The 12,436-nt window shown below is 72.2% G+C and carries 10 protein-coding genes; 7 read left to right on the plus strand and 3 right to left on the minus strand.

The window, feature by feature from the left end:
• Positions 1-6: 6 nt before the first annotated feature.
• Together AB0D66_RS02170 and pdhA are read right to left on the minus strand one after the other, a co-directional pair.
• Complete coding sequence (locus AB0D66_RS02170) at positions 7-987, minus strand: alpha-ketoacid dehydrogenase subunit beta (protein ID WP_362295281.1); 981 nt, start codon at positions 985-987, stop codon at positions 7-9.
• A gap of 5 nt (positions 988-992) precedes the next feature.
• Entirely contained in the window at positions 993-2,210 is a 1,218-nt protein-coding gene (gene pdhA / locus AB0D66_RS02175; protein ID WP_362295284.1) for a pyruvate dehydrogenase (acetyl-transferring) E1 component subunit alpha, read from the minus strand.
• A 325-nt stretch (positions 2,211-2,535) separates the two neighbouring features.
• Here pdhA and AB0D66_RS02180 point away from each other — a divergent pair, with 325 nt between their 5' ends.
• Positions 2,536-3,198 carry a response regulator transcription factor gene (locus tag AB0D66_RS02180; RefSeq protein WP_329382554.1) on the plus strand — a complete coding sequence of 221 codons (663 nt, stop codon included), beginning with the start codon at positions 2,536-2,538 and terminating at the stop codon, positions 3,196-3,198.
• Between the two features lie 152 nt (positions 3,199-3,350).
• The gene (locus AB0D66_RS02185) at positions 3,351-3,767 is read left to right on the plus strand and encodes a pyridoxamine 5'-phosphate oxidase family protein (protein ID WP_362295288.1); all 417 of its coding nucleotides are present in this window, start codon (positions 3,351-3,353) and stop codon (positions 3,765-3,767) included.
• A gap of 94 nt (positions 3,768-3,861) precedes the next feature.
• Here the strand turns inward: AB0D66_RS02185 and AB0D66_RS02190 are convergent, their stop codons facing one another.
• Positions 3,862-5,406 carry a protein kinase gene (locus AB0D66_RS02190; protein ID WP_362295291.1) on the minus strand — a complete coding sequence of 515 codons (1,545 nt, stop codon included), beginning with the start codon at positions 5,404-5,406 and terminating at the stop codon, positions 3,862-3,864.
• A gap of 261 nt (positions 5,407-5,667) precedes the next feature.
• Here AB0D66_RS02190 and AB0D66_RS02195 point away from each other — a divergent pair, with 261 nt between their 5' ends.
• The 5 genes from AB0D66_RS02195 (at position 5,668) to AB0D66_RS02215 (ending at position 12,399) form a co-directional block, all read left to right on the plus strand.
• Positions 5,668-7,329, plus strand: a complete 1,662-nt coding sequence (locus tag AB0D66_RS02195) for a protein kinase (RefSeq protein WP_362295294.1) — start codon at positions 5,668-5,670, stop codon at positions 7,327-7,329.
• 192 nt (positions 7,330-7,521) lie between these two features.
• Entirely contained in the window at positions 7,522-8,043 is a 522-nt protein-coding gene (locus AB0D66_RS02200) for a hypothetical protein (protein WP_362295297.1), read from the plus strand.
• Positions 8,044-8,140: 97 nt separating this feature from the next.
• Entirely contained in the window at positions 8,141-8,797 is a 657-nt protein-coding gene (locus tag AB0D66_RS02205; RefSeq protein ID WP_362295300.1) for a PadR family transcriptional regulator, read from the plus strand.
• A 21-nt stretch (positions 8,798-8,818) separates the two neighbouring features.
• A complete protein-coding gene (locus tag AB0D66_RS02210; protein WP_362295303.1) occupies positions 8,819-9,562 on the plus strand; it encodes an ABC transporter ATP-binding protein in 744 nt (247 codons plus the stop codon).
• Positions 9,559-12,399 (plus strand): ABC transporter permease, encoded by a 2,841-nt coding sequence (locus AB0D66_RS02215; protein WP_362295306.1) that lies wholly within the window; start codon positions 9,559-9,561, stop codon positions 12,397-12,399. Before AB0D66_RS02210 ends, AB0D66_RS02215 begins: the two co-directional genes overlap by 4 nt.
• Positions 12,400-12,436 lie beyond the last annotated feature (37 nt).

A 12,436-nucleotide genomic window follows, 5' to 3' on the forward strand; every position in this document is an offset into this window, starting at 1 on the left:
GGCTCCTCAGAACGCCAGCGAGCGGTCGACGGCGTCGAGCACCCTGTCCAGGCCCGGCAGGTACTCGTCCTCCAGGCGGGCCGGCGGATAGGGGGCGTGGAAGCCGCCCACGCGCAGGACCGGCGCCTCCAGGTGGTAGAAGCACCGCTCCGTGATGCGGGCGGCGACCTCCGAGCCCACGCCGAGGAACACCGGCGCCTCGTGGACGACCACGAGCCGGCGGGTCTTCTCCACCGACGCCTGGATCCCGTCGAAGTCGACCGGGGACATCGACCGCAGGTCGACGACCTCCACCGACTTGCCCTCCTCGGCGGCCGCGGCCGCCGCCTCCAGGCAGACCTTCACCATCGGACCGTAGGCGGCCAGGGTGATGTCGGAGCCCTCGCGCGCCACGCGCGCCTTGTGCAGCTCGCCGGGGATGGCCCCGGTGTCGACCTCGCCCTTGTCCCAGTAGCGGCGCTTCGGCTCGAAGAAGATCACCGGGTCGTCGCTGAGGATCGCCTGCTGGAGCATCCAGTAGGCGTCGCTCGCGTTCGACGGGGAGACCACCTTGAGGCCCGGCACGTGCGCGAAGAGCGCCTCCGGGGACTCGCTGTGGTGCTCGACCGCGCCGATGCCGCCCGCGTACGGGATGCGCACGACGACGGGCATCTTGATCTTGCCGAGGGCGCGGGCGTGCATCTTCGCGAGCTGCGTGACGATCTGGTCGTACGCGGGGAAGACGAAGCCGTCGAACTGGATCTCGACGACGGGCCGGTAGCCGCGCAGCGCGAGGCCGATGGCCGTGCCGACGATGCCCGACTCGGCGAGCGGGGTGTCGATGACCCGCTCCTCGCCGAAGTCCTTCTGCAGTCCGTCGGTGATACGGAAGACGCCGCCGAGCTTGCCGACGTCCTCACCCATGATCAGGACCTTGGGGTCCGTGTCCAGGGCCTTGCGCAGCGACTCGTTGAGCGCCTTCGCGATCGACATCTTCTCGATGGCCATGGCGGTCACTCCCCACCCTCGAAGGACGCGAGGTAGGCGGCGAACTGCGCGCGCTCCTCGTCGACGAGCGCGTGCCCGTCCGCGTAGACGTTCTCGAAGATCGCCATGGTGTCGGGGTCGGGCATGGCGCGCACGACCTCGCGCACCCGCTTGCCCAGCGCCTCGCTCTCCGCCTCGAGCCCCTCGAAGAAGGCCTCGTCGGCGCCGCCGGTGGCCAGCAGGTGGGCCTTCAGGCGCAGGATCGGGTCCTTGGCCTCCCAGGCGGCGGTCTCCTCGTCCCGGCGGTACTTCGTCGGGTCGTCGGAGGTGGTGTGCGCGCCCATCCGGTAGGTGAACGCCTCGACCAGGGTCGGGCCCTCTCCCCGGCGGGCCCGGTCCAGGGCCCAGCGGGTGACCGCGAGGCAGGCGAGGACGTCGTTGCCGTCGACGCGGACGCCCGGGAAGCCGAAGCCCTGGGCGCGCTGGTAGAGCGGCACGCGCATCTGGCGCTCGGTGGGCTCGGAGATCGCCCACTGGTTGTTCTGGCAGAAGAACACCACGGGCGAGTTGTAGACGGCGGAGAAGTTGAAGGCCTCCATCACGTCGCCCTGGCTGGAGGCGCCGTCGCCGAAGTAGGCGATGACCGCGGAGTCCGCGCCGTCCTTGGCCACACCCATCGCGTAGCCGGTCGCGTGGAGCGTCTGCGAGCCGATGACGATCGTGTAGAGGTGGAAGTTGTTGGTGTTGGGGTCCCAGCCACCGTGGTTCACACCGCGGAACATGCCGAGCAGGTTGGTCGGGTCGACCCCGCGGCACCAGGCCACTCCGTGCTCGCGGTAGGTCGGGAAGACGTAGTCCTCGTCGTTCAGGGCACGGCCGGAGCCGATCTGGGCGGCCTCCTGCCCGAGCAGCGAGGCCCACAGGCCCAGCTCGCCCTGGCGCTGCAGGGCGGTCGCCTCCCCGTCGAAACGGCGGGTCAGGACCATGTCGCGGTAGAGCCCGCGCAGGTCCTCGGTGGTGATGTCGGCGACGAAGGGGGCGAACTCCGCGTACTCGGTGTTCTCGGGGTGGTCCGCATCGGTGATCCGAACCCCTTCTGGCGTCAGCAGCTGTACGAGCTGAGGTACGGCGTTCTGCGTCTGCGCGGTGGCAGCGGCGGGCTTGGCGGCGCCCGCCGCACCTGCCGCCCGCTTGGTGCCGCTGCTGCGTCGCGGCTTGCGCGCGGCAGTGCTCTCCACGGTCACGTGTGCTCCTCCGTCGGTCCGGCACCCGGGTTCTCCGGGGTCCAGTGCGGCTCACCTGAACCTGTACCCGCGCACGGGGTGGGTGCGCGCTGTGTACGGGATTCAGGCGTGACAGGTGCCCCGGCGAGTGCCCTGCGCAATGCACGTTACCCAGTGCGCCGCATATCTGCGAAACCCCGTTTGACCTGGGATTTTGCTTGGATTTCCAAGTAAATCCGCCGGCGCGGGAACAACCACTGGTCACAGCCTTGCAGGGGCCGGGAACAACGGCACGTTATCCCGGGTAACTCCGGCAGGGAAGGGGTGAGTGTGTGAAACTGACTTCGTGCGCGAAGACGGAAAAATCAAGGTATTCCTCCTGGACGACCACGAAGTGGTACGTCGGGGTGTCCATGAGCTGTTGTCGGTCGAAGAGGACATCGAGATCGTCGGTGAGGCGGGTACCGCGGCCGACGCCCTGGTCCGCATCCCGGCCACCCGCCCCGACGTCGCCGTCCTCGACGTCCGGCTGCCGGACGGCAGCGGCGTGGAGGTGTGCCGCGAGGTGCGCTCCCAGAACGAGGACATCAAGTGCCTGATGCTGACCTCGTTCGCCGACGACGAGGCGCTGTTCGACGCGATCATGGCCGGCGCCTCGGGCTACGTGCTCAAGGCGATCCGCGGCAATGAGCTGCTCAGCGCCGTACGGGACGTGGCGGCGGGCAAGTCGCTGCTGGACCCGGTGGCCACGGCGCGGGTGCTGGAGCGGCTGCGCGACGGCAAGAACGGCAAGGGCGACGACCGCCTGTCGAACCTCACCGAGCAGGAGCGGAAGATCCTCGACCTGATCGGCGAGGGCCTGACCAACCGCGTCATCGGCGAGCGGCTGCACCTGGCCGAGAAGACGATCAAGAACTACGTCTCGAGCCTGCTCTCCAAGCTGGGCATGGAGCGCCGCTCGCAGGCCGCCGCCTACGTGGCCCGGCTGCAGGCCGAGAAGCGCCACTGACGGCGGCCGGCGCCGTCGGCTCCGGCTCCGGGCGTGACCCCCCGTGGCGGCGCGGTTCCACGGAGCGCGCGGTTCCACTCGGGACCAACGTCCCCGATCGTCGGGGCGGGCTCCTCTTTCCCGACCGCCTGTCGGTGCCGGAGAGTGGACGCATGTCCCCAGAGGAACTCCACGCCATCGAACTGCTGCGCCGGGTGCCGTACGGCAGGGTGGCCACCAGCATGCGCGCGCTGCCCTTCCTCGCCCTGGCCCGCCACATCGTGGTGGACGGCAGGGTCGTCCTGAGAATGCACTCGGGCTTCGGGCACCACCAGGCGTGCAACGGGAGCGTGGTCGCCTACGGGGCCGACAACTTCAATTCCGGAGACCCCCGGCTGTGGTCCGTCCAGTTCACCGGAACCGCACAGATCGTCGAACCGACCAACGCCGAACTGGAGCTTTTCGGACCTGGTCCGCATTTCGTCGACGGAGCGGTCTTCGACCCGGTCTACATGCGAATCGAACCGCAGTTCGTCACCGTGCACGCCCTTGCCGGAAATCCGGCCCGGCAGTACCAGCACGCGCTCTGACACCGGAATCCCGATACGGGGACGGGCCCGGCGGAATGGATTCCGCCGGGCCCGTCCCCGTATGCGGGCCGCCCCGGGTCCCCGGGGGCCCGGGTCATTCCTCGGAGAGTCCTCCGCCCGTCTCCACCGGCTTGGACGGTGTGGACGACGGGCTCTTCGACGGCGAGGAAGAGGGCGACTTCGACGTCGACGGGGAGGTCGAGGGGGAGGTCGACGGGGACGTCGACGGGGTGGGCGACTGGCTGAAGGTCTGCGTCGGACGGCGGCTCGGGGTGTACGTGGACTCGTTGTGCGTGGGGCTGTTGTCCTGAGTCTGCTGCGACGGGCTGGTCGGCGGCGTGGTCGGCGCGCTCGGCTGGCCGGACTGGCTCGTGACCGGGGTCGTCGGGTCGTTGCCGCCGCCCTTGCCGCCCACGCTGCTGACCGCGTACGCCACGCCGCCGGCCACCGCGATGATCGCGAGCACCGCGAACAGCCACATCTTCCAGCGGCTCCCGCCGCGGTCCTCGTAGCCGTCGTAGCCGCCGCCGCGGCCGCCCTGGCCGTTGCCTCCGCCGCCGCCCGGGAAGGCCGAGCCGTCGTCGGGGTTCAGCGGCGGCACCATCGGCTGCTGGAACTGCGAGGTCGAGGCGTTCGCCGGGTAGTTCTGCTGCCCGCCGGCCCCGCCCACGGGCATGGCCGTGGTGGCCGCCGCCCCGCCCCGGCCGTGCGGCAGCGTCATGGTGACCGGGCCGGTGTTCCAGGTGCCGGTGTTCGGCCCCTGGTCGTGCAGCATCTGGAGCGCGTACTGGACCAGCCCGCGCATCTCCTCGGCGCTCTGGAACCGGTCGTCCGGGTCCTTGGCCAGCGACCGCATGACCAGACCGTCGAGCTCCTGCGGAAGGTGGCGCCCCTCCGGCAGCTGCGAGGGCGGCACGGGTGCGTCCTGCACGTGCTGGTAGACCACCGACAGCGGGGTCTCGCCGGTGAAGGGGGGCCGCAGCGCGAGCAGTTCGTACAGCAGGCAGCCGGTCGCGTACAGGTCGGAGCGGTGGTCCACGGCCTTGCCGAGGGCCTGCTCGGGCGACAGGTACTGCGGGGTGCCCATGACCATGCCGGTCTGGGTCATCGTCGACTGGACGCCGTGCAGCGCGCGGGCGATGCCGAAGTCCATCACCTTCACCGCACCGGTGTCCGTGATGATGACGTTCGCCGGTTTGATGTCGCGGTGCACGATTCCGTGCTGGTGCGAGTACGCGAGGGCCTCGAGCACGCCCGAGGTGATGATGAGCGCCTGCTCGGGCCCCGGGGCCTCGGCGCTGATCAGCAGGTCGCGGATGGTGCGGCCCTCGACGAGCTCCATCACGATGTACGGGACGGTGTTCGGGCCGACCCGGTCCTCGCCCGAGTCGTACACGGCGACGACGGCGTGGTGGTTGAGTCCGGCGACGGACTGCGCCTCGCGCGTGAAGCGGGCCTTGGACACCGGGTCTTCGGCCAGGTCGGCGCGGAGCAGCTTCACCGCCACGGTGCGCCCCAGGCGCACGTCCTCGGCGGCGAACACCTCGGCCATGCCGCCGCGTCCGAGCCGGTGGGTCAGCCGGTAGCGGCCGTCTCCCACGAGGCCGCCGGCCCCCCAGTGCTCAGGACCATCGGCCATCCCGGCGCCGTTTCCCTCGGGTTCGGGTGCCATCAGTCCTCGCCGTCGTCTCTCTCGGCCGCCGCTCAGCGGTGTCCTCTGCCCTGGTGTTCCGACGAACGCTACAGCCTCGCAACCGGTCACCGTTCGGACAAGGGCGAGCGTGGCCGTGTGGTCACGGAACGGGCACCTGGCTTGACGTGTGCTTGCCCTCCGGCAGACTGGGCGCGACATGCGCTCAGCCAGTGGCGTGGGGACACATCCCGAGGGGAAGCAACAGTCATGAGCCAGGACGGCACTCAGGGCCAGTACGCGGGCGGCTCTCTGGCCGGTGGCCGTTACCAGCTAAGGGACTTGCTGGGCGCGGGCGGCATGGCCTCCGTGTACCTGGCGTACGACTCGGCGCTCGACCGGCAGGTCGCCATCAAGACGCTGCACAGCGATCTCGGCCGCGAGCAGTCCTTCCGCGAGCGCTTCCGCCGCGAGGCCCAGGCTGTTGCCAAACTGTCGCACACGAACATCGTCTCGGTCTTCGACACGGGCGAGGGCGAGGTGACGTTCGCCGGCTCCGGCGGGGGCGAGGCCACCGTCATGCCGTACATCGTCATGGAGTACGTGGAGGGCCGGCCGCTCGGCTCGGTGCTCGAGGCGGACATCCGGCAGTACGGGGCGATGCCCGCGGACAAGGCCCTGAAGGTGACGGCCGACGTGCTGGCCGCGCTGGAGACCAGCCACGAGATGGGCCTGGTGCACCGCGACATCAAGCCCGGCAACGTGATGATGACCAAGCGCGGCATCGTCAAGGTGATGGACTTCGGCATCGCCCGGGCCATGCAGTCGGGGGTCACCTCGATGACGCAGACCGGCATGGTCGTCGGCACCCCCCAGTACCTGTCGCCCGAGCAGGCGCTGGGGCGCGGGGTCGACGCCCGTTCCGACCTGTACTCGGTCGGCATCATGCTGTTCCAGCTGCTGACCGGGCGGATCCCGTTCGACGCGGACTCGCCGCTGGCCATCGCGTACGCCCATGTGCAGGAGGAGCCGGTCGCGCCGTCCTCCATCAACCGGGCGGTCACCCCGGCGATGGACGCGCTGGTGGCCCGGGCCCTGAAGAAGAACCCGAACGAGCGCTTCCCCACGGCCGCGGCCATGGGTGACGAGATCGCGCGCATCCTGGGCGCGGGACAGACCGGGGCTCCGGTCATCGTCCCGGGCGCCCTGGCCGGCGGCAGCGGCGCGGGCGTGGCCTCGGCCGTGTTCCCGCCGGTGGACTCCGGGTTCCAGGCGCAGCCGCAGTCCGTGCAGCACCCGTACCAGGCGCCCCACACGCCCACGCCGTCCCCGTACGCCCCGACGCCCGCCCCGCAGCCGCACGCCCAGGGCGGCTACGCCTACCCGCACACGCCCGCGACGCAGCAGCAGTACGCGCCGCAGACCCCGCCGCCGTACACGATCTCCCCGACGGGCGCCTCGGGCCAGGGCGGGAGCGGCGGCAAGCGGAACATGCCCGTGGTCGTGGGCGCCGTCGCGGTGGCCCTGCTGGCGGTCGGCGGTCTGATCACCGCGATCGCGGTGAACGGCAACGACAAGGACAAGGGCGGCGACGAGGCGGGCCCGGGGGCTTCGACGGCCGCGTCGGGCTCCGCCAAGCCCGGGTTCAAGGGGCCGGACCCCACGCGCACGATCGATCCGAAGAAGTGCAAGGAGCCGACGAAGCACTACAGCGAGACGGGCAAGTACCAGGCGCCGGACCTGCGCTACAAGAACCTGCTCTCCGTGAAGGAGTGCATCCAGGCCTCGGGCGGCAAGTACAAGATCGTCTACAAGGACGAGTCCGTGTACGGCCAGGACATGGTGCTGGAGCAGAGCCCGCAGCCCGACGACAAGATCGAGAAGGAGGGCACGGAGTACACGCTGACCGTGTCCAGCGGCAACCCGGGCTGATCCCGCCACGGCGCCGCGGCACGGCCGCCCCGGCGCACCCTTCCGCGCGACACACGCGACACACCGGCATCCCGGGCACCTCGATGAGGAGCCCGGGATGCCGCTTTTGTCCCACTATGTAAATCTGGGCGAGACATCCTGGCCTCCCCGGGCTCCGGCCGGGGGGACCCCCGCGGGACGGGAGGGGCACCCGTGATCCAAGGCTTCCGTCCGCCGCGCCGGCTGGCCTGCGCCGCGCTGACCGCCGCCGCGCTCGCCTCCCTGGCCCCCGCGCACGCCCTGGCGCTCTCGCCGTTCCCCGGCGCCGCCGCGCCCGCCGCCCCCGCGCCCCGCGCCTGGGGACCCCGCCCGGCGGCGCCCGACGCCGCACCGCAGGCCGCGCCCCAGGCCCCTCGCGACGGGCTGGCCGGCAGTGCCGCCGGGGCCGGCCGGCCCCGTCCCGGCAGGCCCGTCACCGAGCCCGCCAACCCGGAGATGCTGGTGGCCTCCCGCCCCCTGCCCGTCCGGCCGCGCGCCGACCGCCCCGAGCGCCCCGAACCCCCCGCGCGGCCGCCGCTCGCGCCGACCCCGCCCGCGGTGGTGAACGCCCTCGGCACCGGGACGAACGACCGGGCCGCCGACCTGGCCGCCCACATACTGCCGCTGGGCACCGGGTTCGCCCTGATGGGCGTGGGCCTGGGCTACCTCGGCATGCGGCTGCGCAAGGGCCTGTAGCACCACCTCGCACACGGCGCCGCGCACGGCGTCCCCCTTCCGGCGTAGGCCCCGAGACGGTTGCCCGAGCCGAACATACTCGGTATACATACTCGGTATGTCGATCCGCCACGGGCTTCTCGCCCTGCTGGAACGGGGTCCTCGGTACGGCTCACAGCTGCGCACCGAGTTCGAATCCCGAACCGGCTCCACCTGGCCCCTCAACGTCGGGCAGGTGTACACCACGCTCGCCCGTCTGGAGCGCGACGGCCTCGTCGCCCCCGGCGGCGAGGACACCGCCGGGCACACGCTCTACGCCATCACCGACGGCGGGCGCGCCGAACTGCGCCAGTGGTACGAACGCCCCGTCGACCGCGCCAACCCGCCCCGCGACGAGCTGTCCATCAAGCTCGCCATGGCCGTGGGCTCCCCCGGCGTGGACATCCGCGCCGTCATCCAGTCCCAGCGGCACGCCACGATCAAGGCGATGCAGGACTACACCCGGCTCAAGGCGACCGCGCTGGCCGCGGTCGAGAGCGGTCAGTCCCGCGAACGCGACGACGTGGCCTGGCTGCTGGTACTGGAACAGCTGATCTTCCAGACGGAGGCCGAGGCCCGCTGGCTGGACCACTGCGAAGCCCGGCTCGTCCGGCTCTCCCGGCCGGCCGACGGGGGAGCCGCCGAGCCCCAGCCACCCCAGGCCGCCGCCGGAGCCGAGGCTCCCGCCCCGACCACCATCAACCGGCCCCGCACCGCCCGCACGCGGCGGGGCTGAACCACCGTCCGGAGACCTCTCATGCCTGACCAGCGTCAGAACCAGCAGCCCGTGCTCCAGTTGGACCAACTCGTACGCACCCACGGCAGCGGCGCCACCGAGGTGCACGCCCTGCGCGGAATCAACCTCTCGGTCCACCCCGGCGAACTCGTCGCCGTCATGGGCCCGTCCGGCTCCGGCAAGTCCACGCTCCTCACCCTGGCCGGCGGTCTCGACACCCCGACCAGCGGCCGGGTGGTCGTCGAGGGGACCGACATCACCACGGCCAACCGCAAGCAGCTGGCCGCCCTGCGCCGCCGCAGCATCGGGTACGTCTTCCAGGACTACAACCTGATACCCGCCCTCACCGCCGCCGAGAACGTGGCCCTGCCGCGCGAACTCGACGGCATGTCCGCCCGCAAGGCCCGGGTCTCCGCCCTCGCCGCGCTGGAGGAGATGAACCTGGGGCAGCTCGCCGACCGCTTCCCCGACGAGATGTCCGGCGGCCAGCAGCAGCGCGTGGCCATCGCCCGCGCCCTCGTCGGCGACCGCCGCCTCGTCCTCGCCGACGAGCCCACCGGCGCCCTCGACTCCGAGACCGGCGAGTCCGTCCTCGCCCTGCTGCGCTCCCGCTGCGACGCCGGCGCCGCCGGGGTCCTGGTCACGCACGAGCCGCGGTTCGCCGCCTGGGCCGACCGGGTGGTCTTCCTGCGGGACGGCAGCGTGGTCGACGAGACCCTGCGCAGCCACGCCGACTCCCTGCTCTCGGGGCAGGCCGCACAGTGATCTCCTGGTACCACTCCTGGGTCGCGGCCATCCGCATCGCCCGCCGCGACGCCTGGCGCGCCAAGGGCCGCAGCATCCTCGTCCTCGCGATGATCGCCCTGCCCATCGTCGGGGTGAGCGCCGCCGACCTGACCGTGCGCAGCGCCGAACTCACCACGGCGCAGCAGCTCGACCGGCACCTGGGCGCCGCGGACGCGGAGATCTCGGCCTCCTCGATGGACGCGCCGATCCACCAGAACCCCAAGGGCGACCGCTACGCGCCCGTCGGGGGCTACGACACGTACGTACCGGGCGGGAAGGCCGAACAGCCCGACCCGCTCAAGGCGCTCCCGGCCGGGGCCGAGGTCGTCAAGGACGCGGTCGGCCAGGCCAAGATCCGCACCACCCACGGGCTCCTCGCCACGGAGCTGCGCGAGGTCGACGCGGCCGACCCGATGGTGAAGGGCCGCATCACCCTCGACCGGGGCCGGCTGCCCCGCGAGGCGGGCGAGATCATCGCCAGCACCGCCTTCCTCGAGGACTCCGGATTCTTCGTCGGCTCCACCGTCAGCCCGCGCGGCACCGACCTCTCGTACCGGATCGTGGGCGCCTACGAACGGCCCAGCGCCCTGGACGCGGTCGAGGTCATCGCCCCGCCGCAGACGCTGCTCACGCCCGTCGACGAGGCCCTGCGCGCCGGCGACGCGCCCGGGGTGCGCGCCGAGACGAAGTACCTCGTCAAGGTCGGCGGCGACGGTTTCACGTGGAACATGGTCAAGGAGGCCAACGCCAAGGGCCTGCTGGTGGTGTCCCGGTCGGTGGGCCTGAACCCGCCCGCCGACTCCGACGTGCCGCTGTACGCGCAGGAGGGCAAGGACCCGTACGGCATGGACGACGGGAACGCCGCCGAGATGGCCGTCCTGGCCACCGTCGTGGGCCTCGCCATGCTGGAGATCTGCCTGCTCGCCGGCCCCGCCTTCGCGGTCGGTGCCCGGCGCTCGCGCCGCCAGCTCGGACTGGTCGGCGCCAACGGCGGCGACCGGCGGCACATCCGGGCCATCGTGCTCTCCGGCGGCCTGGTCGTCGGCGCCGCGGCCGCCGTCACGGGCACCGTCCTCGGCATCGGCCTCACCGTCGCCCTGCGGCCGCTCCTCGAGGAGTACATGGGGCTGCGCTGGGGCGGGTTCGAGGTCCGGCCGCTGGAGCTGCTGGCCATCGCCCTGCTCGCGATCGTGACCGGTCTGCTGGCCGCCATCGCCCCCGCGATCACTGCCTCCCGGCAGACCGTGCTGGCCTCGCTCACCGGACGCCGCGGCGTGCGCCGCGCCAACCGGGTGCTGCCCGTCATCGGCCTGGTCGCCGTCGTGGCGGGCGCCGCCATCGCCCTCTACGGGGCCGTGTCGGACATGGGCAGCCTGGTCGTCGCGGGCGGCAGCGCCCTCGCCGAGCTCGGCGTCGTCGCCCTGACCCCGGTCCTGGTCGGGCTCTTCGGGCGGATCGGCCGCTGGCTGCCGCTGTCGCCGCGGCTCGCGCTGCGCGACTCCGTGCGCAACCGGGGGCGTACGGCGCCCGCGGTCGCGGCCGTGCTCGCCGCCGTGGCCGGCACCGTGGCCGTGGCCACGTACCAGAACAGCCAGGACCTGCAGAACCGGCACGAGTACGTCGCCGAACTGCCGAGCCGGCACGGTCTGGTCGCCGTCAACGACAACAGCTCCCACAAGGAGGTGCCCGCCGTGCGCGAGGCCCTGTCCAGGGAGTTCTCGCTGTCCGTACGGGCCGACGTGGAGCGGATCGTGGTCGGCCGGCCCGGCTGCGCGCCGTACTCCTCGGAGGCGGGCTGCGGGCGGGCCGAGCTCGTCCAGCCCAAGGAGCTGCGCTGCCCGCTCTACGATCCCGCGAACCGGTCGACGGAGTTCACCGACGACCAGCGCAAGGAGCTCCGCAAGGACTGGCGCTGCCAGTACTCCGCCCACTTCACGCCGAACTCCGTGGTCGTCGCCGACGAGAAGCTGCTGACCGCGCTGGCCGTGACCGACCCCGGCACCGTCGCCGCGCTGAAGTCGGGCAAGCCGGTCTCCTTCTCGAAGCAGAACGTGAAGGACGGCAAGGCGACCCTGCGGGTCATCACCGACCCCGACGCGGCCGAGGCCGCGCGCAGCAAGGGCGAGGAGGAGCCGGGCGAGGACAAGGTGCTGGCCGTCCACCAGGCACCCGAGGGTGTCAAGGGCTGGGGCGTCGAGCTCGTGCTGCCGCCGGCCGCGGCCAAGGCCGCCGGGCTGGCCAGCGTCCCCTTCGGCTCGTACTTCGCACTGGACGGGCTGCCGACCACCGAGCAGCGCCAGGCACTGGACGGGCGCTTCGACACGATGGGCGTGGATGCCGAGTTCAAGATCGAGGAGGGCTACCAGGGTGACAACTCCGTCGTGATGCTGGCGCTGGCCATCTTCGCGGGCCTGGTCACCATCGGCGCCGCCGGCATCGCCACCGGCCTGGCCCAGGCCGACGCCGAGGCCGACCTGAAGACGCTGGCCGCGGTCGGCGCGGCCCCGCGCGTGCGGCGCACGCTGAGCGGCTTCCAGTGCGGCGTGGTCGCCCTGATGGGCGTGGTCCTGGGGTCGGCGGCGGGCATGCTGCCCGCGGTCGGGCTCCGGCTCACCGAGGCCCACGAGATGAAGAAGCGCCTGGAGGACGGCTACTCCGCCGTCCTGGGCTCCGCGAGCAAGGAGGTCTACGTCCCGATCGCCGTGCCGTGGGAGACCCTCGGCCTGCTGCTCGTCGCGGTCCCGCTGGGCGCCGGCCTGCTCGCGGCCCTGGTCACCCGCTCCAGCGGGGCGCTGGCCCGGCGCGCCGCCGGATAGCCGGACACACGCGGTAACCCCGTGCCTCCGTACAGGT

This window comes from Streptomyces sp. NPDC048270 (genome assembly GCF_040652335.1).
Lineage (GTDB): Bacteria > Actinomycetota > Actinomycetes > Streptomycetales > Streptomycetaceae > Streptomyces.

What these genes read in the sequence shown, in the direction of transcription:
- AB0D66_RS02190 (WP_362295291.1), bottom strand. Translation starts at nt 5,406, where the DNA reads ATGGCCGATGGTCCTGAGCACTGGGGGGCCGGCGGCCTCGTGGGAGAC.
- AB0D66_RS02195 (WP_362295294.1), top strand. Translation starts at nt 5,668, where the DNA reads ATGAGCCAGGACGGCACTCAGGGCCAGTACGCGGGCGGCTCTCTGGCC.
- AB0D66_RS02210 (WP_362295303.1), top strand. Translation starts at nt 8,819, where the DNA reads ATGCCTGACCAGCGTCAGAACCAGCAGCCCGTGCTCCAGTTGGACCAA.
- AB0D66_RS02170 (WP_362295281.1), bottom strand. Translation starts at nt 987, where the DNA reads ATGGCCATCGAGAAGATGTCGATCGCGAAGGCGCTCAACGAGTCGCTG.
- AB0D66_RS02185 (WP_362295288.1), top strand. Translation starts at nt 3,351, where the DNA reads ATGTCCCCAGAGGAACTCCACGCCATCGAACTGCTGCGCCGGGTGCCG.
- AB0D66_RS02205 (WP_362295300.1), top strand. Translation starts at nt 8,141, where the DNA reads ATGTCGATCCGCCACGGGCTTCTCGCCCTGCTGGAACGGGGTCCTCGG.